The organism is Micromonospora sp. C28SCA-DRY-2 (assembly GCF_030519475.1).
GTDB lineage: Bacteria > Actinomycetota > Actinomycetes > Mycobacteriales > Micromonosporaceae > Micromonospora.
On the sequence record NZ_JAUMKD010000002.1, the window covers coordinates 511,001 to 535,199 of the forward strand.

The 24,199-nt window shown below is 72.4% G+C and carries 15 protein-coding genes and 2 pseudogenes; 8 read left to right on the plus strand and 9 right to left on the minus strand.

The window, feature by feature from the left end:
• Window positions 1-97: 97 nt before the first annotated feature.
• The gene (locus Q3W71_RS10865) at window positions 98-1,588 is read right to left on the minus strand and encodes a catalase (RefSeq protein ID WP_302919175.1); all 1,491 of its coding nucleotides are present in this window, start codon (window positions 1,586-1,588) and stop codon (window positions 98-100) included.
• A gap of 301 nt (window positions 1,589-1,889) precedes the next feature.
• Here Q3W71_RS10865 and Q3W71_RS10870 point away from each other — a divergent pair, with 301 nt between their 5' ends.
• From Q3W71_RS10870 to Q3W71_RS10890, 5 genes are all read left to right on the plus strand, one after another.
• Window positions 1,890-2,483 (plus strand): hypothetical protein, encoded by a 594-nt coding sequence (locus Q3W71_RS10870; protein ID WP_302919176.1) that lies wholly within the window; start codon window positions 1,890-1,892, stop codon window positions 2,481-2,483.
• A 10-nt stretch (window positions 2,484-2,493) separates the two neighbouring features.
• Entirely contained in the window at window positions 2,494-3,426 is a 933-nt protein-coding gene (locus Q3W71_RS10875) for a hypothetical protein (protein WP_302919177.1), read from the plus strand.
• A 147-nt stretch (window positions 3,427-3,573) separates the two neighbouring features.
• Window positions 3,574-5,232, plus strand: coding sequence for a sodium:solute symporter family protein (locus tag Q3W71_RS10880; RefSeq protein WP_302919178.1), 1,659 nt, complete (start codon window positions 3,574-3,576; stop codon window positions 5,230-5,232).
• Window positions 5,233-5,247: 15 nt separating this feature from the next.
• Complete coding sequence (locus Q3W71_RS10885; protein ID WP_302919179.1) at window positions 5,248-5,559, plus strand: hypothetical protein; 312 nt, start codon at window positions 5,248-5,250, stop codon at window positions 5,557-5,559.
• Window positions 5,560-5,675: 116 nt separating this feature from the next.
• On the plus strand, window positions 5,676-6,056 hold the full coding sequence (locus Q3W71_RS10890; protein ID WP_088992237.1) for a hypothetical protein: 381 nt from the start codon (window positions 5,676-5,678) through the stop codon (window positions 6,054-6,056).
• A gap of 236 nt (window positions 6,057-6,292) precedes the next feature.
• On the opposite strand, the gene Q3W71_RS10895 is transcribed toward Q3W71_RS10890, so the two are convergent.
• The gene (locus Q3W71_RS10895; RefSeq protein WP_302919180.1) at window positions 6,293-8,056 is read right to left on the minus strand and encodes a glycoside hydrolase family 6 protein; all 1,764 of its coding nucleotides are present in this window, start codon (window positions 8,054-8,056) and stop codon (window positions 6,293-6,295) included.
• Window positions 8,057-8,690: 634 nt separating this feature from the next.
• Here Q3W71_RS10895 and Q3W71_RS10900 point away from each other — a divergent pair.
• On the plus strand, window positions 8,691-9,728 hold the full coding sequence (locus Q3W71_RS10900) for a hypothetical protein (RefSeq protein WP_302919181.1): 1,038 nt from the start codon (window positions 8,691-8,693) through the stop codon (window positions 9,726-9,728).
• 1 nt (window position 9,729) lies between these two features.
• Entirely contained in the window at window positions 9,730-10,407 is a 678-nt protein-coding gene (locus Q3W71_RS10905; protein ID WP_302919667.1) for a class F sortase, read from the plus strand.
• A gap of 67 nt (window positions 10,408-10,474) precedes the next feature.
• Here Q3W71_RS10905 and Q3W71_RS10910 read toward each other — a convergent pair whose 3' ends face one another.
• Window positions 10,475-15,532 (minus strand): NAD-glutamate dehydrogenase, encoded by a 5,058-nt coding sequence (locus Q3W71_RS10910; RefSeq protein WP_302919182.1) that lies wholly within the window; start codon window positions 15,530-15,532, stop codon window positions 10,475-10,477.
• A gap of 288 nt (window positions 15,533-15,820) precedes the next feature.
• Here Q3W71_RS10910 and Q3W71_RS10915 point away from each other — a divergent pair, with 288 nt between their 5' ends.
• Window positions 15,821-17,770, plus strand: coding sequence for a penicillin-binding transpeptidase domain-containing protein (locus tag Q3W71_RS10915; RefSeq protein ID WP_302919183.1), 1,950 nt, complete (start codon window positions 15,821-15,823; stop codon window positions 17,768-17,770).
• A 27-nt stretch (window positions 17,771-17,797) separates the two neighbouring features.
• Here the strand turns inward: Q3W71_RS10915 and Q3W71_RS30955 are convergent.
• From Q3W71_RS30955 to meaB, 6 genes and pseudogenes are all read right to left on the minus strand, one after another.
• A pseudogene (locus Q3W71_RS30955) lies at window positions 17,798-18,514 on the minus strand (hypothetical protein); the annotation flags it as partial.
• 323 nt (window positions 18,515-18,837) lie between these two features.
• A pseudogene (locus Q3W71_RS30960) lies at window positions 18,838-19,773 on the minus strand (arginase family protein); the annotation flags it as partial.
• Window positions 19,774-19,839: 66 nt separating this feature from the next.
• Window positions 19,840-20,748, minus strand: coding sequence for a tetratricopeptide repeat protein (locus Q3W71_RS10925; RefSeq protein WP_302919185.1), 909 nt, complete (start codon window positions 20,746-20,748; stop codon window positions 19,840-19,842).
• Window positions 20,749-20,850: 102 nt separating this feature from the next.
• The gene (locus tag Q3W71_RS10930; protein ID WP_302919186.1) at window positions 20,851-22,539 is read right to left on the minus strand and encodes a methylmalonyl-CoA mutase; all 1,689 of its coding nucleotides are present in this window, start codon (window positions 22,537-22,539) and stop codon (window positions 20,851-20,853) included.
• A 108-nt stretch (window positions 22,540-22,647) separates the two neighbouring features.
• Window positions 22,648-23,061, minus strand: a complete 414-nt coding sequence (locus tag Q3W71_RS10935; protein WP_302919187.1) for an Asp23/Gls24 family envelope stress response protein — start codon at window positions 23,059-23,061, stop codon at window positions 22,648-22,650.
• A gap of 132 nt (window positions 23,062-23,193) precedes the next feature.
• On the minus strand, window positions 23,194-24,198 hold the full coding sequence (gene meaB, locus Q3W71_RS10940; protein WP_302919668.1) for a methylmalonyl Co-A mutase-associated GTPase MeaB: 1,005 nt from the start codon (window positions 24,196-24,198) through the stop codon (window positions 23,194-23,196).
• Window position 24,199 lies beyond the last annotated feature (1 nt).

A 24,199-nucleotide genomic window follows, 5' to 3' on the forward strand; every position in this document is an offset into this window, starting at 1 on the left:
GAAGCACTACCGTCCGTCGCGCCCTCCACCGTGGACCCGGACGGACGACGAGCGCCCCGCCGGTCGGCCGGCGGGGCGCTCGGGAAGCGGACGGGGATCAGACGTTGGCGGCGAGGCCGAGCCCCTCGGCGACCCGGCGACCGTAGTCCTCGTCGCACTGGCTGAAGTGCCAGACCATCTTCTCCTGGATGTGCTTGTCGCACTGGGCCAGGTTGGTGACCAGGTTGTGGATCAGGTCGTCCCGCTCCCAGTCGGCCATCTCGCGGTAGCGGCGACCGGCCTGCGAGTAGTTGTTCTGCCGCTCGATCGGGGCCTTCATGATCTGGCCGGAGACGAACGGTCGGTACTCGCGGTAGGACTCGTCGGCCTCCTGGAGCCCGGCGACCGAGGACGGCTCGAAGTTGACGTGCGGGTTGGCGCCGCGGTTGTCCACCCCGTACGACATCGCGCCGCCGGTCTGGTTGGTGCTGACCACCACGTCCTCGCGCGGCCGGTTGATCGGCAGCTGGAGGTAGTTCGGGCCGACCCGGTAGCGCTGGGTGTCCGAGTAGGAGAAGGTCCGCCCGACCAGCATCTTGTCGTCGGAGAAGTCGATCCCGTCGACCAGCACGCCGGTGCCGAAGGCGATTTGCTCGTTCTCGTTGTGGTGGTCGGTGATGTTGCGGTTGAGCGTCATCATGCCGACCGGCAGGTAGGGGAAGTCCTCCTCGGGCCAGATCTTGGTGTCGTCGAGCGGGTCGAAGTCCAGCTCCGGGTGCTCGTCGTCGCTCATGATCTGCACGTTGAGCTCCCACCGCGGGTACTCGCCGCGCTCGATCGCCTCGTACAGGTCCTTGGACGCGTGGCCCAGGTCGGTGGCCTGGATCGCGTCCGCCTCGGCCTGGGTCAGGTTGTGCTCGCCCTGCTGGGACAGCCAGTGGAACTTGACCAGCACGCCCTCGCCCTCGGCGTTGACGAAGCGGTAGGTGTTCACCCCGGAGCCGCGCATCGTCCGGTAGTTCCGCGGGATGCCGTACGGGGAGAAGAGCCAGGTCAGCATGTGCATCGACTCGGGCGTGTTGGACATGAAGTCGAAGATCCGGTTCGGCTCCTGCCGGAAGGTCACCGGGTCCGGCTTCAGCGCGTGGATCACGTCCGGGAACTTGATCGCGTCGCGGATGAAGAAGATCTGGAGGTTGTTGCCCACCATGTCCCAGTTGCCGTCCTCGGTGCGGAACTTCACCGCGAAGCCGCGCGGGTCGCGGGCCGCCTCGGAGGAGTCCCGGCCGCCGATGACGGTGGAGAACCGGATGGTGACGGGGGTCTTCTTGCCCTTGGTCTGGAACAGCTTGGCCCGGGTGTACGTCGACGCCGGCTGGTCACCGATGGTCCCGTACGCCTCGAACTCGCCGTGCGCGACGAAGCCGCGGGCGTGCACCACCCGCTCCGGGATCCGCTCCCGGTCGAAGTGGCTGATCTTCTCCAGGAAGTGGTAGTTCTCCAGCGTCGCCGGGCCGCGGGAACCGACCGTCCGCTGCTGCTGGTTGTTGTGCACCGGGTGGCCCTGACGGGTGGTGAGGATCGGCTTGCTGGCCTGCGGGTCGCTCATCGCTCTCCTCCTGATCGGTGTTGCGGCGTGCCCCCGGACGCGTCGGCGGCGGTCGGGGCGGGACTGCTGGCAGTCGGGGGGCGGCGGGGCGCTCGGGGTCGGATCCGACCGACCGCACCCAGCCAATCGCGTTTTCTGGAATGAGTCAAGTTTTGGCCGGCCATCACTCTGTGTGACTCGTCATGTCCGCGCGCCGGCGTGCCGACCCGCCGGGATCCCGCCGGATCGGTCAGGAAAGTGCCGCGCAACGGGATTGGCGATCAGTGAGCCGAGGGAATACCACCGGGCGAAGGAGGAGGCCATGTCGCCCACGCAGGTAATCGTCACAGTCCTCGTCATCCTGGTGATCGCGGCGCTGGTCGCGGTCGCCCTGGTGGCCGGCCGGCGCCGGGCGCTGCGGCGCCGCTTCGGGCCGGAGTACGACCGGGTGGTCGCCGAACGGGACAGCCGCACCGCCGCCGAGCGGGAGCTGCGGGACCGGGAGCGCCGGCACGCCGAACTCACCCTGACCCCGCTCTCCGCCGAGTCCCGGGCCCGGTACGCGGCCGCCTGGGAGGAACTCCAGGTCCGTTTCGTCGACTCGCCGGGCGAGACGGTGGGCGACGCGGACGAACTTCTCACCCGGCTCATCGCCGAACGCGGCTACCCCACCGGCGACTTCTCCGACCAGATCGCCCACCTCTCCGTCGAGCACGCCCGGACGCTCACCCGGTACCGGGACGCACACGAGATCCACCTGCGCAACTCCCGCGGGGAGGCCAGCACCGAGGAGCTGCGCCAGGCCGTGGTGCACTACCGGGCCCTCTTCGCCGAACTGCTCGGCGAGGAGCCGGTCACGCCCCGGCCGCCCGAGCAGCGCCACCCGGACACCCCGCACGACGTCACGAACCGCTGAGGAGACCACCATGCGCCAGGAAGAGCAGCGGGCGAGCAACGAGCACCCCGAGGCCGTCCGGTCCACCCCGGTGCCGGTTCCGCCGGCCGAGGACCGGGCCGACCGGGCCGACGTACCGGAGGACGTGATCTCCGACCGCGGCACCTTCGACGACCCGACGGTCGCCGGCGAGCGCCGTACCGCCGACCGGCCGGACGGCGCCGACGCGGCCGACGACCGGACCGAGTTCCACGAGCCGGGTCCGGTGCCCACCGCGTTCGGCGCCACCAGCGTGGGTGGCGCGGTCGCCGCGTCCGCCCTGGCCAGCCCGCGCCCCGAGGACGAGCCGGACCCGCGGACGGAGTGGACCGCGCGGCCCGGCGACGGTGCCGCCGACGGCCCGCGCGAGGGGCGGCGGGCCGACCCGACGGCCGAGCTGCACGGGCCGCGCGGCACCGCGGAACAGCGGCCCGGCGGCGACCCCGAGGAACCCTCCGGCGCCCCGGTCGGGCGGCCGGACACGGCCGGGGGCGACCCGGGCCGGCGGGCGAACCTGATCGACCGGGGCGGCGACCCGGACGCGACCGGGGCGGCCGGCTACGGCAGCGCCACGCCGGTCATGGTCGACCCGGACACCGCCAGCCCGGAGGCGGGGGCCGCGATCGGCGGGCAACCCGCCACCACGGTGCCCGCCGAGCCGGCCACCCTCTTCGAGGCGGACGTCGCGCAGCGGTTCCGGGACCGCTGGCGCGACGTCCAGCTGCGCTTCGTGGACGATCCCAGGGCGGCCGCCGGCGAGGCGCAGGCCCTGGTGGACGAGGCCATCCAGGCCCTCGCCTCGGCGCTGTCGGCGCAGAAGAGCCGGCTCGGCGCGTGGCAGGACGCCGGCTCGGCGGACACCGAGCAGCTGCGGATGGCGGTCCGCCAGTACCGCGACTTCCTGGACCGGGTCCTCGGCCGCTGACCGACCCCACGGGCGCCCCCGGCCGGACCGGCCGGGGGCGCCCCGCGTGCCGGCCCCATCGGGAGGGCCAGGCGTGAAACTTCGCACCTGGGGTAAATGGGGGCGCGCGTGCGACCGGCGCGCAACGGCGGACGAAGGGTGACGGGGATGGACGGCGGCGGCCTCCGGCTGAACATGAACGTCCTGGACTACGGCATCCTGGCGCTCTACTTCGTCACCGTGCTCGGGGTCGGCTTCGCGGCCCGACGGGCGATCCGGACCAGTGTCGACTTCTTCCTCTCCGGTCGCTCGCTGCCCGCCTGGGTGACCGGCCTCGCCTTCGTCTCGGCCAACCTCGGGGCGTTGGAGATCATCGGGATGGCCGCCAACGGCGCCCAGTACGGCGCGATGACGCTGCACTACTACTGGATCGGCGCCGTCCCGGCGATGGTCTTCCTCGGCATCGTGATGATGCCCTTCTACTACGGCTCCAAGGTCCGCAGCGTCCCCGAGTACCTGCGGCTGCGCTTCAACCGCCCGACCCACCTGCTGAACGCGCTCAGCTTCGCGGTGGCCCAGGTGCTGATCGCGGGGGTGAACCTCTACGCGCTGGCGCTGATCATGCAGGCGCTGCTCGGCTGGCCGCTCTGGGTGGCCATCGTGGTCGGCGCGCTGATCGTGCTGGCGTACATCACCGTGGGCGGGCTCTCCGGGGCGATCTACAACGAGGTGCTCCAGTTCTTCGTGATCGTCGCCGGCCTGCTGCCGATCACCATCCTCGGCCTGGTGAAGGTGGGCGGGGTCGCCGGGCTGATGGACGCGGTGCGCGACTCCAAGCTCGGCGAGGCCGGCCTGCACACCTGGCAGGACACCGGCACCACCGCCAACCCGCTGGGCGCGCACTGGATCGGCATCGTCTTCGGCCTCGGCTTCGTGCTCTCCTTCGGCTACTGGACGACGAACTTCGCCGAGGTGCAGCGCGCCCTGTCGGCCAAGAACATGAGCGCCGCCCGGCGCACGCCGATCATCGCCGCGTACCCGAAGCTGCTCATCCCGGTGGTCACCGTGATCCCCGGCCTGGTCGCCCTGGTCACCGTGCAGGGGCTGGGCGCGGAGAGCGGCGACCTGGTCTACAACAACGCCATCCCGCTGCTGATGCGCGACCTGCTCCCCAACGGCGTGCTCGGCGTCGCGGTGACCGGCCTGGTCGCCTCGTTCATGGCCGGCATGGCGGCCAACGTCAGCGGCTTCAACACCGTCTTCACCTACGACATCTGGCAGTCGTACATCCGCCGGGACCGGCCCGACGAGTACTACATCCGGATCGGCCGCTGGGCCACCGTCGCCGGCGTGCTGATCGGCATCGGCACCGCCTTCATCGCGGCCGGGTTCAGCAACATCATGAACTACATCCAGGCGCTCTTCTCGCTGTTCAACGCGCCGCTGTTCGCCACCTTCATCATCGGCATGTTCTGGAAGCGGATGACCGCCGCGGCCGGCTTCCTCTCCCTGCTCCTGGGCACCCTGGCCGCCCTGGCCACCTACCTGCTCTACAAGGGCGGGGTGGTGCACTTCAACTCCGACCTGGAGGAGAGCTTCTGGGGCGCCGGCATCGCGTTCGTGACGGTGGCGGTGGTCGCCGCGATCGTCACCCCGTTCACCAGGCCGCGGCGGGACGAGGAGCTGCGCGGCCTGGTGTACGGCACGGGCGGGATCGACCTGAAGGGCGACGTGCTCACCGGGGACGCCGTCTGGTGGCGCTCCCCCGTCGTGCTCGGCGTGATCGTGCTGACCCTCTCGCTCCTCCTCTACGTGCCGTTCTTCTAGGAAGGGTGCTCGGCCATGGCCATGGACAACCTCGACCCGCACGGGCACGACCACATGGTGGCGGCCACCGAAGAGGCCCGGCGCCGGTCCGCCGCCGCCCGGCTGTTCGACATCCGCCGGGTGATCGGTGGGCTGTTCACGGCGTACGGGGCGATCGTCACGCTGGTCGGGATCTTCGACGGCGCCGCCGCGGTGGAGAAGGCCGAGGGCGTACGGATCAACCTCTGGGCCGGCCTCGGCATGCTGGTGTTCGGCGTGCTGATGCTGCTCTGGCAGTGGCGCAACCCGGCCGAGCCCCCCGAGTCCCAGGAGCACGAGCGGTCCTGACGAACCGGACGTACCGCCCGGCGCGGGCCGGGCGGACGACCCGGCGGGCATGCCCTCCGCCTCCCGGGGTAGGCCAGGGGGATCAGGGAACGCGCCTGGGACAGGAGGGCAGCGACATGACGGACCGTGACCGTGACCGCCCGCTGGAGGAGAGCCCGGAAGTGGCCGCGGCGGTGGAGGACGACACCGGCGTCCCGCAGCTGATGACCGGGGGCGGCGCCGACCGGGACAATCCGACCTTTGTGGGGCCCGGTGACCGCGGCGAGCGGAGCGCCGGCGAGAACCTGATCGGTGACCCGTACGCAGCCGGCACCGGCGCGACCGGGACCGGCACCGGCGCCGCCCCGGACAACATCCGCACCGGTGGTGAGCAGCCGTGGGACCCGGAGGACCTGGTGATGGCCCGGGGCCAGGACATGACCCCGGAGAACCTCGAACGGGCCCGCCGCGACCTCGCCGAACTGGGCCGGGCCGCGATCGAGAAGACAGTGCCCTGACCCCACACCCCGCACTCCCCCGGGCCCGCGCGCTCGGGGACGCGGGCTCCGGCACGGACAGGGAAAGAGTGGCCTCCGGGCGTCGGGAGGCCACTCTTTCCGGGAAAGTGCGGGGATGTCGAGCGGGTGGGAGCGCGCGAGGGGGCCCCCGGCCGACCGGTGGCGGTCGGGCCGGGGGCCCGGGGAACCTGCCGCTGGAGCACCTCACCTACTGCCAGCGGCCGGTGGGCGTCGGCTCAGGAGAGCGGCGGGTAGGCGTTCTGCATGAGCTGCGCGAACTGTGCGGGGAACCAGGCGCCGGAGATCGGGGCGTCCGGCAGGGCCCCGGTGGGGTTGTTGCCGTTGCGCGCGTTGCCGGTGTACGTCGGGTCGCACATCCGGTCGAAGCCCTTGCCCTCGTTGTTCGGGATCTCCCGGCTGGAGCCGTCCGACTCACCCGGCGGCTTGACCCAGACGTACGCGTCGATGCCCGGCTCCGGCGCGGCCTTCGGGCGCTCGCCCAGACCGGCCCCGGACTGGTTGCACCAGTTGCCGGGGTGGATCCGCCGGTCCACCCGGCCACCGTTGACGTAGTCGTTGACGTTGGTCATCGGACCCGGGCCGGTGGGCCGGGCGGAGCCGCCCCAGCCGTTGCGGGAGGTGTCGATCAGCATGCCGATCCCGCTGTCGAAGCCGACCTGGACCAGCTTGTTGCGGAAGGCCTGGGCGAAGGACAGCTCGTCGACGTACTGGTTCCAGTCGATCCAGGTGGACTGCCGCACGGTCTGGCCGTTCACCGTGTCGGTCACCTTGACGTACGGCTCGCGCAGGGCCGAGTAGTTGGCCGTGTTCACGATGAAGCCGTGCACGTTCGCCACCGTGCTGCCGGAGGCGACCGCGGCGCTCTTCAGCATGTCGGCGGTCGGGCCGAAGTTGCTGTCCCAGCCGATCCAGCCGTGGTGCGCGGCGTCGATGTAGTTGTAGACGTTGCCGATCGCGCCGAGCTTGGCCAGCGCGTAGCCGACCCCGTTGACGTACGCGCCGTTGGCCTTCACGGTGTCGCACATCGTGGTGCCGCCGGGCTGGCCGGAGGTGTTGGTCACCAGGTTCGGCAGTGAGTCGATCTCGATGATGTTGATGATCCGCAGGTTGGCGTACTTCGGGTCGCCCTGGATCGCGGCGATCGGGTCGATGTACTCGGCCTTGTACTTCGGCAGCTCGTCCGGGCCGAGCTCACCGTTGGAGGCGAGCGCCGCGCAGTCCCGACCGGGCAGGTTGTAGATGACGAACTGGATGTAGTTGGCGCCCTGGCGCAGCGCCTCGTCCAGGTGGTCCCGTACTCCCATGGCGCCGTTGGAGCTGCTGTCCGGCGTGCCGTTGATGGCGGCGATCCGGTCCAGCCAGACCGCTGTGGGGTTGTTGGAGACCCGGTTGCCGCCGGCGACCGACTCGGCCTTGGCCTTCCACTCCGGGTTCACGTAGCCCCGGGCGTTCAGGTACGGGTTGTCCACCCGGTTGCCGGGCGGCGGGGTCGTGGGGGGCGGGGTGGTCGGCGGCGGCGTGGTGGTGGGCGGCGGGGTGGTCGGGTTCGTGCCGCCGTTGCAGGTCACCCCGTTCAGGGTGAACGAGGTCGGCTTCGGGTTGCTACCGCTCCAGGCCCCGTTGAAGCCGATGCTGATGGTGGCCCCGCTGGCCAGCGAGCCGTTGTACGACTCGTTCTGCGCGGTGACGTTCTGGCCGGACTGCGCCCACCGGGCCGACCAGCCCTGCTGCACGCGCTGGCCGCCGTCCGGGAACGTGAAGCCGAGCGTCCACCCGTTGAGCGCGTCGCCGATGTTCCTGATGTTGACGGTGGCGGTGAAGCCGCCTGGCCAGTCGTTGGTCGTGTACGTCACCGCACACTGGGTCGCGGCGTGGGCGACGGTGACCGGAAGGGTCACCAGCCCGCCCGCGACCAGGGTGCCCGCGCCGGCGAGCGCGAGGGCCCGGCGTGGGCCGGACATCCTTCTCCACACGTTCATGCCACTGATCTCCTTGGGCGAGACCGGACCCGCGAACGGCCCGGCACGGTGGTCCGATGGGCGTCCTGCGCGGACGACCGCCGGCGCCAACGGGATTCCTTCGGGGGGCGCCCGACCCGGACGGGCGGTGGTGGTGGTGCGATGACCGGCGACCGCCGGCCCGGGCGGGACGTCGTCCGGCGGACCGGTGCCCTCGACTCCTGCCTGCTGCGCGGTGTGGCTCCCCGAACCGCGTGCCGCCGATTCTTGCATGGGAGCGCTTCCATGGCAATGCCTCTATGTCTCCCGCTCGACCGCCCGCCGGGTCCGGCGCCCCGAGCCCCGCCGGGTCGGACAATGGCGGCGGCCACCCCGGCGATGGTCCGGTTCCGCACTCCCCCGAACCCGGACGATCCCGTCGAGTCACCCCGGCGAGCGCCGGACGGACCCCTAGCGCGCCAGGGGTCGGGAACCCCGCGACCCCCACCAGTCGGCGGCACATGCGATGAAAGCCGCTTACCACCCCTATAGCCCTCATCCCCGTCAAACTCTTAAACACGAATCTTTCCTCTCATAGGTCGTGAAACGGTCTAACGTCGGTCCTAGCTCGGATGTGGCCGAGCCGAGGACAACAGGGGATGGAGTGACGCAGGTCATGGGTAAGAAGATGCTCGGAAAGGTCGTCGCGGGCGCCGCCCTCGGCGGTGCCTCGCTGCTGGTGTTCTCGCCGGCGGTCGCGTACGCCGACGGTCACCACGACGACAAGGACGGCAAGGTCTTCGCCAAGCCGCACGTGGTCAAGCCCGGCGACGAGGTCAAGCTCCTCGAGGTCTGCGAAGAGCCGCAGAAGCACGCGTACGTGTGGTCCAAGGTCACCGGCAAGGTCAAGCTCAAGCCGGTCGACGGGCGCGAGGACCACCGTGACTGGCGTGGCGGGGAGGAGGACCGTCGCGACGAGCACGGCAAGGACCACGAGGACAAGGGCAAGGACCACGACAAGGGCAAGGACCACGAGGACAAGGGCAAGGACCACGACAAGGGCAAGGACCACGAGGACAAGGGCAAGGACCACGACGGCCGCGGTGACGAGACCGGCAAGCCGCAGCCGAACGGCCAGGGCGGCGGCGCCGCGGACTCCGGCCGCGAGGAGGACCGCAAGGACTGGAAGGGCGACGAGCACGGCCAGGACGCCGAGCACGGCAGCGACTGGAAGGACCGCGAGGAGTCCGGCCGCGACGGCGACAAGAAGGACCACGAGAACAACGACCACGGCGACTACGGCGACTACGGCGACGAGTCCGACCGGGGCGACCACGGCTCGGACTGGAAGGGCCACGACGAGAACGGCAAGGACCACGAGGACGGCAAGGACCACGAGAACGGCTGGTCCGACGAGGAGTCCGGGGACTACGGCAAGGACGAGGACCGCTGGGAGCACAAGCGTGACTTCGTCTACTACGGCGAGGCCAAGGTGGACCGGCACGCCAAGCCGGGCCGCTACAAGCTCGAGGGCTCCTGCGGCAAGGGCGAGCTGGTCGTCCTGCCGCGTGGCGGGGTCGACGGTGGTGACGGTGGCGCCGGCGCCGGCACCGACCGCGAGCTGGCCGCCGCGGGCGCGAGCCTGATCGGCGCCTCCGCGCTGGGCGGCATCGTGCTGCTGCGTCGTCGTCGGACCGATGCGTCCTACGCGTGACGTGACGGCGACCCGGGCCGGCGGCCGCCACGGGATTCCGTGGCGCGCCGCCGGCGCGGCCGTCGTCGTCCTGCTCGCCATGGTGGGCGCCGGCCTGGTCGGCGCGTCGCTCAAGGGCACGCCCGCTCCCCGCCCGCCCCAACCCCTGGCCCAGGCGGCGGCCACGCCGAGCGCCACGCCGTCGTTCGACACGTACGACGAGGCGCCGGCCGCCGCCGGGCTGCCCCGCTCCACCCCCACCACGATCACGATCCCCCGGATCGGGGTCGACGCGAGCATCATCTCGTTGGGCACCAACCCGGACGGCACCGTCCAGGTCCCGCCGCTGGAGCGGGCCGAGCTGGCCGGCTGGTACCAGCCGGGACCGAGCCCGGGCGAGGTCGGCAACGCGGTGATCGTGGGGCACGTCGACTCGGCCAAGATCGGGCCGGCGGTCTTCTTCTCGCTCGGCGCCCTGCAACCCGGGGACACCATCACCGTCGCCCGCGAGGACGGCCGGCCGGCTACCTTCACCGTCGAGTCGGTCCAGCGGCACCCGAAGGACGCGTTCCCCACCGAGCTGGTCTACGGCCCCAGCGACAAGCCCAGCCTGCGGGTGGTGACCTGCGGCGGGGTCTTCGACCAGGCCGCCGGCAGCTACCCCGACAACGTGATCGTCCTGGCCACCATGGCGGAATGACCAGGCAGAGCAGAAAGCGGTCCGGCCGGTCGGTTTCACAGACCGGCCGGACCGCTGGGTGGTTCGCTCAGGCCGCGGCCGAGGTCCGCACCAGCGTGCGGATCTGGCGCAGCAGCACCGACAGGGCGGCCAGGTCCGCCCGGGACTCGTCGAACTCGCCCATCGCCCGCTCGGCCCGGTGGATCGAGGTGGCGTTGGACTGCTCCCACTGCAACACCCGCTCGTGCGGGGGCAGGCTGTCCGGCGTGGAGTCGAGCACCTCCGCGGTGAGCGCGGCCAGCGCGGCGTACAGGTCGTACCGCAGCGCCATCCGGGCCAGCGTCTGCCAGCGGTCCTCGCGCGGCAGCAGGGAGATCTTCGACAGCAGCGAGTCCACCCGGAACCGGTCGGAGAGCACGAAGTAGACCGAGGCGACCTCGCCCACGTCGCGCCCGCTGCTGGCCGCCGTCTCGACCACGTCGAGCAGGCCGAAGCTGTACATCAGCCGGGTCGCCTGCTCGGCCAGGTCACGCGGCAGCCCCCGCTCGGTCATCGAGTCGATGTGCGCCGCGATCGCCTCCCGCTCGCTGCCGTAGAAGAGGTTCTCCAGCCCCGGCAGCAGCCGGGCCACCCCGTCCCGCAGCCGGGCGATCTCCGCCGGCACGTCGATCGGCGAGCGGCGATTGGTCACCAACCACCGCACCGCGCGGTCGAGCAGCCGGCGGGTGTCCAGGTAGACGCTGGTCTGCAGCTCCGGGGCGACCTTGTTGTCCAGCGCCTCCACCGCGTCCCAGAGCGCGCCGAGGCCGAACACCTCGCGGACCACCACGTACGCCCGGATCACGTCGGCCGCGCTGGCCGCGGTCTCCTCGACCACCCGGAAGACGAACGAGATGCCGCCCCGGTTGATCGCCTCGTTGACCAGCACCGTGGTGACGATGTCCCGGCGCAGCCGGTGCCGGCCCATCCGGTCGGCGAACCGCTCGCGCATCGGGGTCGGGAAGTAGTTGACCAGAACCTCGGTGGTCCAGTCCTCGTCCGCCAGCCCCTCGTTCAGGATCTCCTTCTCCAGGACGATCTTGACGTACGCGAGCAGCACGGCGAACTCCGGCGCGGTGAGCCCGGACTCGCTGCGCACCGCCAGCTCCTCGTCCGGCGGCAGCGCCTCCAGGGCCCGGTCCAGCGCGCCGGAGCGCTCCAGCTCGGTGATCATCCGGCGGTGCACCGGGAGCAGCGAGGCGGCCTGCGCCTGGGCGTTGTTGATCGCCCGGGCCTGGTCGTAGTTGTCCCGCAGCACCAGCTCGGCGACCTCTTCGGTCATCTCGGCGAGCAGTTCGTCCCGCTCCGGCACGGTCAGCTCGCCGTCGGCGACCGCCGTGTTGAGCAGGATCTTGATGTTCACCTCGTGGTCGGAGCAGTCCACCCCGGCCGCGTTGTCGATGAAGTCGGTGTAGATCCGACCGCCGGTCAGCGCGTACTCGATCCGGCCGAGCTGGGTCCAGCCCAGGTTGCCGCCCTCGCCGGCGACCCGGCAGCGCAGGTTCTTGCCGTCCACCCGGATCGCGTCGTTGGACTTGTCGCCCACCTCGGCGTTGGTCTGGCTGGACGCCTTGACGTAGGTGCCGATGCCACCGTTCCAGAACAGGTCGACCGGCGCGGTGAGGATCGCCTTCATCAGCTCCTGCGGGGACAGCTGCGCCACGTCGTCGTCCAGGCCGAGCCGCTCGCGGACCTGCGGCGAGATCGGCACCGACTTGGCGGTACGCGGGTAGACGCCACCACCAGTCGAGATCAACTCCGGGTTGTAGTCCTCCCAGGACGACCGGGGCAGCTCGAACAACCGCTTCCGCTCGGCGTACGAGGTGGCGGCGTCCGGGTCCGGGTCGAGGAAGATGTGCCGGTGGTCGAAGGCGGCCACCAGCCGGATGTGCTCCGACAGCAGCATCCCGTTGCCGAACACGTCGCCGGACATGTCACCGACGCCGACCACCGTGAAGTCCTGGGTCTGGGTGTCGTGGCCCAGCTCGCGGAAGTGCCGCTTGACCGACTCCCAGGCGCCCCGGGCGGTGATGCCCATCTTCTTGTGGTCGTAGCCGGCGGAGCCGCCGGAGGCGAACGCGTCGCCGAGCCAGAAGTTGTGCGCCGCGGAGATCTCGTTGGCGATGTCGGAGAACGTGGCGGTGCCCTTGTCCGCCGCCACGACCATGTACGGGTCGTCGCCGTCGTGCCGGACCACGTCCTCCGGCGGCACGATCTCCCCGCTGAGGATGTTGTCGGTGACGTCCAGCAGCGCCGAGACGAACTCCTTGTAGCAGGCCACCGCCTCGTCCCGGTCGCCCGGCTTCTGCTTCAGCACGAAGCCGCCCTTGGCGCCCACCGGCACGATCACGGCGTTCTTCACCATCTGCGCCTTGACCAGGCCGAGCACCTCGGTGCGGAAGTCCTCCCGCCGGTCCGACCAGCGCAGCCCGCCCCGGGCCACCGGCCCGAACCGCAGGTGCACGCCCTCGAACCGGGGCGAGTAGACGAAGATCTCGAACTTCGGCCGGGGTGCCGGCAGGTCCGGGATCGCCTGCGGGTCCAGCTTGAAGGCCACGTACGCCTTCGGCCGCCCGTCCGAGCGCTTCTGGTAGAAGCTGGTACGCAGGGTGGCCTGGATCAGCGTCAGGTACGAGCGCAGGATGCGGTCCTGGTCGAGGCTGGCCACGTCGTCCAGCGCGGCCCGGATCTCGGTGACCAGCTCGCCGCTGCGCTGCTGCCGCTGCCCGGCGTCCATCGCGCCCGGCACGAACCGGACCTCGAAGAGCTCGACCAGCAGCCGCGCGATCCGCGGGTAGGCGATGAAGGTCGACTCCATGTAGTCCTGGGAGAAGACCGTGCCCGCCTGCCGCAGGTACTTCGCGTACGCCCGCAGCACGACCACCTGGCGCCAGGTGAGGCCGGCGCGCAGCACCAGCTCGTTGAAGCCGTCGACCTCGGCCTCGCCCCGCCACGCCGCCGCGAAGGCGTTCTCCACGTGCGGGCGCACCTCGGCCAGTTCCTGGTGCCCCTCGGGTAGCTGGAGCCCGAAGTCGTACAGCCAGATCCGGCCGTCGACCCGCTCCACCTCGTACGGGTGCTCGTCGACCACCCGGACGCCGAGCGAGTGCAGCACCGGCAGCACGGCGGAGAGCATCATCGGCTCGCCGTAGCGGTAGACCTTGAACCGCACGTCCATCGGCTCGGCCTGCTCGGCCTCCGCCGGGCGGGCCCCGGGGCGGGGCGCCAGCTGCTTGCGGAACAGGTGCATCTCCAGCTGGCCGGGCTCCTCCAGCAGCTCCAGCTTGGCCAGGTCCTTCATCGCCTCGTACGGCGTGTGCCCGTCCTTGTAGCCCTCCGGGAAGGCGTCGGCGTACCGGCTGAACAGGTGCTTGGCCTGCTCGTCGCCGAGCTTGCGCTCCAGCACCAGCCGGTAGTCGTCGTCCCAGAGCCGGGTGGCGTCGGCCAGCTCCTCGGCGAGCAGGTCGGCGTCGATGTCACCGGGCGGGCGGTTCGGGTCGGTCCGGACGATGAAGTGCACCCGGGCCAGCATCGACTCGGTCACCCGGGTGGTGTAGTCGACACCCACGCCGTTCAGCTCGCGCAGCAGGATGTCCTGCATGCGCAGCCGGTTCTGGGTGGTGAACCGGTCCCGGGGCAGGTAGATCAGGCAGGAGATGAACCGCCCGTACGCGTCCCGGCGCAGGAAGACCCGCAGCTGCCGACGGCCGGCCATGCGCAGCACGCCGATCACCGCGTGGTAGAGGTCGTCGGTCTTGATCTGGAACAGCTCGTCGCGCGGGTAGGTCTCCAGGATCTGGAGCAGGTCCTTGCCGGAGTGGCTGCGCTGGCTCAGACCGGAGCGGTCGAGCACCTCGGCCACCTTGCGCCGGACCACCGGCAGCTCCCGCACGCTGGTGCGGTACGCGGCGGTGGAGAACAGGCCCAGGAAGCGCCGCTCCCCCACCACCTCGCCCGCCTCGTCGAACACCTTGAACCCGATGTAGTCGAGGTAGGCCGAGCGGTGCACGGTGGCCCGCGAGTTCGCCTTGGTGATGATCAGCAGGCGCTTCTCGGTGACCCGCTCGTGCGCCTCGGGCGTCATCGACGACAGCGACCGGGCCTCCGGCGAGTCCTGGCGCAGGATGCCCAGCCCGGTGCCGAGCACCGCCTCCAGCGCCTGGCCGCCGTCCGCAGCCCGGGTGAGCCGGTACTCGCGGTAGCCGAGGAACGTGAAGTGGTCGTGCGCCAGCCAGCGCAGCAGCTCGACCGAGTCGGTGATGTCCTTCTCCGGCACCGGCGGCCGGTTGTCGCTCGTCCGGGCGGCGGCCAGCTCGTCGGCGAGGGAGAGCGCCCGCTGGCGCATCTTCGGCCAGTCCTCGACGGCCTCCCGCACGTCGGTGAGCACCCGCTGCAACTCCCGGCGCAGGGTGTCCCGCTCGGCCGCGTCGCGGACCGGGTCGATCTCGATGTGCATCCAGCTCTCGACCAGGTCGCCGGCGATCGCGTCGTCCGGCTCCACGTCCGCGCAGACCTCGGTCAGCCGGCCGAGCGGCTCGCGCCGGACCACCACCAGCGGGTGGACCAGCAGGTGCACGTCGAGGTGGTGCGAGTTGAGCAGGGCGGTCACCGAGTCGACCAGGAACGGCATGTCGTCGGTGACGATCTCGATGACGGTGTGGTGCTGGTCGGCGTCGGGTTCGTGGATCCGTAGCTTCAGCTCACCCGGGACGCGCTGCCGGGCCAGGTCGCGGTGGGCCTGGGCCGCGGCGAGCATCTCCTCGGCGGTGAAGCCGATCAGCTCCTCGTCCGGGGCGAACCGCCAGAAGCGGCTGACCAGGGTCGCCGCGTCGTGGTCGTCCCCGGCGAGCGCGACCGCCTGGGCCACCAGGCGCTCCGCGTTCGGTACCGGTTCGTCGAGCTCGGTGTCCTCCACGTCCCCCGCCAGCGAATCCGGCGACAGGCCCAGGTCGTAGATGGTGTCGATGCTCGAACCGGTCATCCCGGTCACTCCTGTGTCGAGTCGGCCGAAACCGTCCCCGTCGGTCGCCGAATCGAAGCTGTCGTCCCGGCTGGTGTCATCCTGCCGGAGGTCGGGTCCCGGTTTGATCGCCGGACGCCGGTCCATCGGTGCCACTCCCCTCGACCCACCGCGTTGTGGGTCACTCTCCCGCCCAGCCTAGGCCCTCCCGCTTTGGCGCTTCCGCGGCGGACCTCCGGCCGGACGTCCGGATCGGGACTCTGTCCTTTCACCCGTTGCGGGTACGAGGTTGGCCGGCTCAGGAGTACCCCGCCGCGCGATGTTCATCACACCGTCACGGGTCCGTCTTCCCGCCCGTCCGCCCCCAACCGGGGACGATGCGGACGGCGGGCGCGTACTAACGTGCAGGCAGTGGAAGATCCAAGGAGCTGCGCCATGCGTCCGTCGTACCCCCGTCGTCACGGCCGGTCACTCGCCGCGCTGGCCGCGATCGTGCTCGCGGCCGGCGGCCTCACCGCCTGCTCCGACAGCGACGGGCCGGAACGAAGCGTGGACGCCTTCCTCGCCGGCTGGCGCTCCGGCGACCTGCAGGCGGTCGGGTTCGTCGACCCGACCGGCGCGAAGGTGCCGGCGGCCGACGTCGCCCGGGAGATCAAGGAACTCTCCGGCGAGCTGGCGGCCACCCCGCCGGCGCTGAGCCGCCGGGGCGAACCGAAGATCACCGCGGACACCGCCACCGCGGTCGTCAAGGTCGAGTGGACCCTGCCGGGCGACACCCGCTGGGCGTACGACCGGTCGATCCGGCTGACCCGCGGCGGCGACGACCAGTGGCAGGTGATCTGGGAGCCGAAGGTGGTGCAGGAGCAGCTCAGCCGGGGCGACCGGCTCGGGCTGCGCCGGCAGACCGGACCGCGGGCCGCGGTGCTCGACGACGCCGGCCAGCCGATCGTGGCGCCCCGACCGGTGGTCCGGGTGGGGGTGCAGCCGAGCGAGGCGACCGACGTCCCGGGCCTGGTCCGCAAGCTGGACGCCGCGTTCCGGGCGATCCGGCCGGCGATCACCCCGCCGGTCGACCTCTCCGGCCTGCCCAAGCGCCTCGCCGACGCCGACCCGGGCGCCTTCGTCGAGGTGGTGACCCTGCGGGAGGACGCCTACCGGCAGATCAAGTCGCGGATCTACGACCTGCCCGGCACCAAGTTCCGCTCCGACCGGCTGGATCTCGCCCCCACCCGCGAGTTCGCCCGGGCGGTGCTCGGCTCGGTCGACCCGGCGCAGGCCGACGACCTGGCCCGGCACCCCGACCGGTACGCCGCCGGCGACCTGGTCGGCCACGGCGGTCTGCAGGGGCGCTACGACGAGCGGCTGCGCGGCACGCCGGGGCTGAGCGTGATCATCGAGCGGCCCGGGCCGGACGGCACCATGACGCCGACCGACACCGAGGTGTTCCGCCGGGACCCACAACCCGGCAAGCCGCTGAAGACCACCCTCGACGTGGCGACCCAGAACGCGGCCGACGCGGCGCTGCGCGGCGAGCGGCGGCGCGCGGCGCTGGTGGCGCTGCGGATCAGCGACGGGGCGGTGCTCGCCGCGGCGAACGGCCCGGGCGCGGCCGGCGAGAACCTCGCCTTCACCGCCCAGGTACCGCCGGGATCGACCTTCAAGATGGTCAGCGCGCTCGGGCTGCTGGACCGCGGCGCGGTCACCCTGGACGGGCGGGTCGACTGCCCGAAGACGTTCACCGTCGACGGCCGGGCGTTCAAGAACTCCGACAACTTCGTGCTCGGCTCGGTGCCGTTCCGCACCGACTTCGCGAAGTCCTGCAACACCGCGTTCACCGCGCTGGCCCCGAAGCTGGGTGCGGACGGGCTCGCGGTGGCCGGCCGGTCGCTGGGCCTGGAGGGGCAGTGGGACGTCGGCCTGGACGCCTTCACCGGCAAGGTCTCCGCCAACGGCGGCGCCACCGAGCAGGCCGCCGCCGCGATCGGCCAGGGCACCACCGTGGTCAGCCCGCTGGCCATGGCGTCGGCCACCGCCGCCGTCGCCCGGGGCCGCTTCGAGCAGCCGAAGCTGGTGCTGGACCCGGCCCCGGCCCAGCCGGCCGCCCCCGGCCAGCCGCTCAGGGCCGAGTCGGTCGAGGCGGTGAAGACGATGATGCGGGAGGTGGTCACCGCCGGCACCGGCACCGCCCTGAAGGACGTGCCGGGCGACCCGGTGCACGGCAAGACCGGCACCGCCGAGTACGACAACAACCCGGCGCACACCCACGCCTGGTTCGTCGGCTGGCAGGGCGACGTCGCGTTCGCGGTCTTCGTCGAGCAGGGCGGCGCGAGCACCGCGAGCGCCGTCCCGATCGCCGAACGCTTCCTCCGCGCCCTCCCCCGCTGACCCCCCCACGGGGCCCCGCAGCGTTGATCAAGCGGTTTGCGTCAACCACCGACCGGGTTCTGACACAACCCCTTGATCATTTTCCCGAAGCAGGGGGCGGGCCGAAACGAGGGCGGATGAGGCCCTGTGGCGGCGAGGTGGGTGCGCGAGTGCCGGCCCCGCTTCGTCGCCGCGCTGGTCCTCCGCGTGCGCGACCTGCCCACGTCGCCCTCGTGGTCGGCACGTCGCCGTCCTGGTCGGCACGTCGCCGTCCTGGTCGGCATGGTCGCCCTCGTGGTCGGCACGTCGCCGTCCTGGTCGGCACGTCGCCGTCCTGGTCGGCACGGTCGCCGTCCTGGTCGGCACGGTCGCCCTCGTGGTCGGCGCGTCGCCCTCGGGGTCGGTCCTCCCGGAAGCCGACACGGTGGGAGCCCTGTCGAGCTGCCCCGTCGATGGGACCACCGGCTGGCGATGACCCGCGTTCGCGCTCGCGCTCCACGCGGATGCCCCGGTAGACGGGGCAGCTCTGAAGCGTCCGCGGGAGTGTGGGGCCGCCGTGCGGAGCGTCAGGCGATCCCGGCGCTGGGATGGGCGGTGTCGTCCTCCGGTGCCGACAGGTCGTCGTCGGGGTCGGACTGGGCGGGCGGTTCGGTGACCAGCGGGTTCCGGCGCAGCAGCCCAGGACCGGCGGCGGCGGGCGGCCCGACCGGTTCCAGCCCGACGGAGGTCGGCCCGACGGAGGACGGCCCGACGGAGGACGGCCCGACGGAGGACGGCCCGACGGAGGACGGCCCGACGGAGGACGGCCCGACGGGCTCCAGCCCGGCCCTGCCGGCGGCCGCGGGTGGCACCACCGGTTCCAGGCCGGCCGCGACGGCCGCCCCGGACGCACGGACCGGCTCGCCACGGCCGGCCGCAGCGGTCGCCCCGGTCAGACCGACCGGCTCCCGGCCGGCCGGAGGAGCCGCGGCGTCCGGGCCCGGCTCGGTCGGCTGGTCGGCCTCCACGGCGCCGCGCGGCGGGACGACCCGGGCACCGGAGCGCCCGTTGCCCGGGCGGGCGGCGCGGGTGCTCGACGGGCCGGGCAGCAGCCGGGGCGGCACCGCCTCGGGCGCGCTGACCGGGGCGAGCCCGGCCACCACCGTGTTGACGATCTCGGCGGCGTACGCGCCGTCCGGGTCGTAGTCGGGGTCGAAGACGGTCAGCTCGACGCCGAGGCAGTGCGGGGTGTCGACCAGCCCGGCCAGCAGGATCTCCAGCTCGGCGAAGGCGATCCCGCCCGGGTCGGGCGCGTCGACCGCCGGCATCACGGCCGGGTCCAGCACGTCCACGTCGATGTGCACCCAGTAACCGGCGCAGTCGGCGAGCTGCTCGTGCGCCCACTGCGCGGTACGGGCCGCGCCCTCGGCGCGCAGCGCCGGCACCGGCCGGGTGATGATCCCGGCGGCCTGGAGGTCGAGCCGGTACTCGTCCTGGGCCCGGATGCCGAGCACCACCACGTCGATGTCGCGGAAGTAGGGGCGGCGCCCCTCGATGGCCGCCAGGTCGGCCTGCCCCCGGCCGGTGACCAGGGCGAGATCCTCACCCGCCGCGGCGCCCACGTAGGAGGCGTTGCCGGGGTGCCGGAAGTCGGAGTGGCCGTCGACGAAGACCAGCCCGATCCGGCCGCCGACCGCCTCGCCGAGCCGGTGCATGGCCAGCGCCGAGCCGAGCAGGATCGAGCAGTCCCCGCCGAGCACCAGCGGGAACTCCCCCCGGTCGATGATCGAGCCGATCCGGTCGGCGAGCGCCACCGAGTAGTCGGAGATCTCCCGCGCGTGGCACACGCCGTCGCCCGGCCGCCAGTCGCCCGGGTCGTACCGCGGCGGGGTCAGGCAGCCGGCGTCGCGGGCCCGCAGCCGGGCGAGCAGCTCGTGGTCGCGCAGCGCGCCGGGCGCCTTGGCGCAGCCCGGCACCGAGGTGGCCGTGGGCGGGCGCAGGCCCAGGTTGGACGGCGCGTCGAGGACGGCGATCCGGCGCATCATGGGCTCCCGTCCTCGGTGGTCGGGCGGGCCGGCCGGGACGCCGGCCCGCGCTGGCGTGCTACGTGCTCAGAACAGGGCGCTGGCCAGGGCCCGGCGGGCCGAGGCCACCGCGGGGTCCTCCGGACCGGCGATGGTGAACAGTCCGACGAGGTGCTGGCGTACCTTCTCCCGGTCGTCGCCGGCGGTGCGCCGGACCACGCCGACCAGCCGCCGGTAGGCCTGCTCGGCCATGCCGCTGAGCACCTCGATGTCGGCGGCCAGCAGCTGCGCGTCCACGTCGTCGGGGTCGGCCTCGGCGGCGGCAAGCGCCGCCTGCGGGTCGGCGCCGGCCACCCGGCGGGCCAGGCCGACCTGGGCCAGGCCGGCCTCGGCCGCGGCGTCGGCCGGCGAGTCGGCCAGGATCTTGCGGTACGCCCGCTCGGCGGCGTCCAGGTCGCCGCTCATCAGGGCGTCGTCGGCCTCGTCCAGGCGGGGGTCGGTCGGCTCCGCCACGCTCACGCCGCCGGCCTTGAGCACCGCCTGGATCCACTGCCGCAGCTGCGCCTCCGGCACCACCCCGGAGAAGGCGTCGATCGGCTGGCCGCCGACCACCGCGTAGACCATCGGGATGCCCTGCACCCGGAACATCTGGGCGATGCGCGGGTTGGCGTCCACGTCGATCTTGGCGAGCACCCAGGCGCCGCCGCCCTCGACGGCCAGCCGCTCCAGCACCGGGGAGAGCTGCTTGCACGGCTCGCACCACTCGGCCCAGAAGTCCACCACGACCGGTGTGTTCAGCGAGCGTTCGAGGACCTCGGACTGGAAGGTCGCCTCGGTCACGTCGATGACGGTGACGCCGCCGCCGACGGCGCCGCCGGGGGCACCGGCGGGCGGACCGGCCTGGGCCGGGGTCGGGCTCGGGGCAGGGGTGCGCAGCGCGCTGAGGTCGACCGCGCCGCGGGTGAAGATCGACGAGGTGATCCGTGGGTCGCTCATGGTTATCTAGTCTCGCACGCGCGCGCCCCAACGCCGATCAACCGCGACGGCGACAGTTGCAGTTCTCACCCTGCTCACCGCCCCTGCCCACCCCCACCCCGGTCAGAAGCGGGCGGGTTCGCGGTAGGTGCCCCATTCGGTGCGGAGGGCGTCGCAGATCTCGCCGAGGGTGGCTTCGGCGCGGACGGCGTCGAGCATGGCCGGGATCATGTTCTCGCCGGTGCGGCTGACCTCGACCATGCGGGCCACGGCCGCCTTGACCGCCGCGTCGTCGCGGGTCGCCTTGCGCTCGGCCAGCACCCGGCGCTGCTCCAGCTCCACCTCGTGCGAGATGCGCAGGATCTCCAGGTCCTTGGCGACCGTGTTGGTGTGGCAGTTGACCCCGACGATCTTCTTCTCGCCCTTCTCCAGCGCCTGCTGGTAGGCGAACGCCGACTCGGCGATGTGGCCGGTGAACCAGCCGTCCTCGATGCCGCGCAGGATGCCGGAGGTCATCGGGCCGATCTGGTGCGGGCCCTCGCCGCCGAGCTGCCGGATCCGGGCGAAGATCTCCTCCGCCTCGGCCTCGATCTTGTCGGTGAGCGCCTCGACGTACCACGACCCGCCCAGCGGGTCGGCCACGTTGGTCACCCCGGTCTCCTCCATCAGCACCTGCTGGGTACGCAGGGCGATCTCGGCGGACTCGTCGGTGGGCAGCGCGAGCGTCTCGTCCAGGGCGTTGGTGTGCAGCGAGTTGGTGCCGCCGAGCACCGCCGCGAGCGCCTCGACGGCGGTCCGCACCACGTTGTTCACCGGCTGCTGGGCGGTCAGCGAGACCCCCGCGGTCTGCGTGTGGAACCGCAGCCAGAGAGCCTTCTCGCTGGTGGCGCCGTAGACGTCGCGCAGCCACCGGGCCCAGATCCGGCGGGCGGCCCGGAACTTGGCGATCTCCTCGAAGAAGTCGACGTGCGAGTCGAAGAAGAAGCTCAGGCCGGGCGCGAAGACGTTCACGTCCAGGCCGCGGGAGAGGCCGAGCTCGACGTAGCCGAACCCGTCGGCGAGGGTGTACGCCAGCTCCTGCGCGGCGGTCGAGCCGGCCTCGCGGATGTGGTAGCCGGAGACCGAGAGCGGCTTGTAGCGGGGGATCTCCCGGGCGCAGTACTCCATCAGGTCGCCGATCAGGCGCAGGTGCGGCTCCGGGTCGAAGAGCCACTCCTTCTGCGCGATGTACTCCTTGAAGATGTCCGTCTGGAGGGTGCCGTCCAGGCTGGACAGGTCGGCGCCCTGCCGCTCGGCGGCCACCAGGTACATGCAGAACACCGGCACGGCCGGGCCGGAGATGGTCATCGAGGTGGTCACCCCGGCCAGGTCGATGCCGTCGAAGAGCACCTCCATGTCGGCGGCGCTGTCCACCGCGACCCCGCAGTGCCCGACCTCGCCGAGCGCCTGCGGGTCGTCCGAGTCCCGCCCCATCAGGGTGGGCATGTCGAAGGCGACCGAGAGGCCGCCGCCGCCGGCGCCCAGGATCATCTTGTAGCGCTCGTTGGTCTGCCGGGCGTTGCCGAAGCCGGCGAACTGCCGGATGGTCCAGGTCCGCCCCCGGTAGCCGGTCGGGTAGAGGCCCCGGGTGTACGGGAACTCGCCCGGCCAGCCGATCCGCTCGAAGCCCGGGTAGGCGACGCCCTCCGGCGGCCCGTAGACCGGGTCGACGGTCATCCCGGAGAGCGTGGTGAAGTCGGCGTCCCGCTTGCGCGCGGCGTCGTAGCGGGCCTGCCAGCGTGCCCGTCCGGCTGCGATCTCGTCGGCGTTCATCCGCGGGGCTCCTCCTCGAGCTCTCGACTGCACGTCGAGTGTAGGCCGGGAGCCTGAACGATCGCTAAGGGAAGTCGTACCGGCTGGTAACCAGAGCGCGCCGGACGCTCAGGCGGTCGGCGCGGCGGGCTCGCCCAGGGCCACGTCGTCGACCCGGATGTTGACCTGGTCGACCCGCAGCCCGTACGCCTCGACCGCCTCGGTCACCTTCGCCCGCACCGCCTCGGTCACCTCGGGCACCGTCCGGCCCGCCTCGATCACGATGACCAGGTTGACCACCGCGGCGCCGTTCTTCACCTGCGCCGAGGCGCCGCGCGTCGCGTCGCCCACGCTGTCCAGGCCGACCCGGTCGAGCACCGAGTTGAAGAACCGGGCCACGTCGCCGCCCAGCTCGGTCACGCCGGGCACCGAGCGCGCGGCGGCGACCGCGATCTTCTCCACCACCTCGTCGGAGACGGAGGTGGTGCCGCCCGCCACCGCGTCCGGCGTCACCGACAGGTCCCGCGTCGCCTCGTCGCTCATGCTCTCCCACTCCGCCCGCACATCACCGCCCCACGCCGACCGTGGAGCGGTGCGAGCGTACTAGTTCCGGACGGTCCGGGGTGGACACGGCACCGGCCGGTCCGGGCCGGCGGGACGGAACCGGCGCGACGCTCAGGAGCCGAGTTGCGCGAGCAGCTCGTCCGCCGCCGCGTACGGGTCCAGCGCCCCCTCGGCCACCTTCGCGGCGAGCGCCGGCAGCTCCGTACCGTCGCGCAGCGAGCCGATCCGGTCGCGCAGCGTGCCGAGCGCTATCGCCTCGATCTCGGCGGCGGCCCGTGCCTCCTGCCGGCGGCGCAGCTCGCCGTGCTCGACCAGCCAGCCGCGGTGCTTGTCGATCGCGGCCGCGATGTCGTCGATCCCCTCGCCGCGGGCGGCGACGGAGCGCACCACCTGCGGGCGCCACTGGCCCGGCCCGCGCTCGCCCAGCGCGATCATCCCCTGGATGTCGCGCACCGTGGCGTCGGCGCCGTCCCGGTCGGCCTTGTTGACCACGAAGACGTCGGCGATCTCCAGGATGCCGGCCTTGACCGCCTGGATCGCGTCGCCCATCCCGGGGGCGAGCAGCACCAGCGTGGTGTCGGCCAGCGAGGCGACCTCCACCTCCGCCTGCCCGACGCCGACGGTCTCGACCAGCACCACGTCGCAGCCGGCGCCCTCCAGCACCCGGACCGCCTGCGGGGTGGCCGCGGAGAGCCCGCCGAGGTGACCCCGGCTGGACATGGACCGGATGTAGACGCCGGGGTCGGTGGCGTGGTCCTGCATCCGCACCCGGTCACCGAGGATCGCCCCGCCGGTGAACGGGCTGGACGGGTCGATGGCCAGCACACCCACCCGGTGCCCGCGGGCGCGCAGCGCCCGGACCAGCTCGTTGGTGGTGGTGGACTTGCCCACGCCCGGGGAACCGGTCAGCCCGACCACCTGGGCCTGGCCGGCGTACGGGGCCAGCGCCTCGGCGATCCGCGGCAGCGTCTCGTCGCCGGACTCGACCAGGGTGATCAGCCGGGCCACCGCGCGGGGGTCACCCGCGCGGGCCCGCTCGACCAGCATCGGCACGTCCCGGCTGCGGCGCACCGATCCGGTGCCCGCCGCCGGGACGCTGTCGACGGTCTCGCTCACT

Excerpts from the sequence above, each read along its gene's own strand:
- Q3W71_RS10870 (WP_302919176.1), top strand. The coding sequence starts at position 1,890 with ATGTCGCCCACGCAGGTAATCGTCACAGTCCTCGTCATCCTGGTGATC.
- Q3W71_RS10910 (WP_302919182.1), bottom strand. The coding sequence starts at position 15,532 with ATGGACCGGCGTCCGGCGATCAAACCGGGACCCGACCTCCGGCAGGAT.
- Q3W71_RS10890 (WP_088992237.1), top strand. The coding sequence starts at position 5,676 with ATGACGGACCGTGACCGTGACCGCCCGCTGGAGGAGAGCCCGGAAGTG.
- Q3W71_RS10915 (WP_302919183.1), top strand. The coding sequence starts at position 15,821 with ATGCGTCCGTCGTACCCCCGTCGTCACGGCCGGTCACTCGCCGCGCTG.
- Q3W71_RS10880 (WP_302919178.1), top strand. The coding sequence starts at position 3,574 with ATGGACGGCGGCGGCCTCCGGCTGAACATGAACGTCCTGGACTACGGC.
- Q3W71_RS10900 (WP_302919181.1), top strand. The coding sequence starts at position 8,691 with ATGGGTAAGAAGATGCTCGGAAAGGTCGTCGCGGGCGCCGCCCTCGGC.
- Q3W71_RS10895 (WP_302919180.1), bottom strand. The coding sequence starts at position 8,056 with ATGAACGTGTGGAGAAGGATGTCCGGCCCACGCCGGGCCCTCGCGCTC.
- Q3W71_RS10865 (WP_302919175.1), bottom strand. The coding sequence starts at position 1,588 with ATGAGCGACCCGCAGGCCAGCAAGCCGATCCTCACCACCCGTCAGGGC.
- Q3W71_RS10930 (WP_302919186.1), bottom strand. The coding sequence starts at position 22,539 with ATGAACGCCGACGAGATCGCAGCCGGACGGGCACGCTGGCAGGCCCGC.
- Q3W71_RS10925 (WP_302919185.1), bottom strand. The coding sequence starts at position 20,748 with ATGAGCGACCCACGGATCACCTCGTCGATCTTCACCCGCGGCGCGGTC.
- Q3W71_RS10875 (WP_302919177.1), top strand. The coding sequence starts at position 2,494 with ATGCGCCAGGAAGAGCAGCGGGCGAGCAACGAGCACCCCGAGGCCGTC.
- Q3W71_RS10935 (WP_302919187.1), bottom strand. The coding sequence starts at position 23,061 with ATGAGCGACGAGGCGACGCGGGACCTGTCGGTGACGCCGGACGCGGTG.
- Q3W71_RS10885 (WP_302919179.1), top strand. The coding sequence starts at position 5,248 with ATGGCCATGGACAACCTCGACCCGCACGGGCACGACCACATGGTGGCG.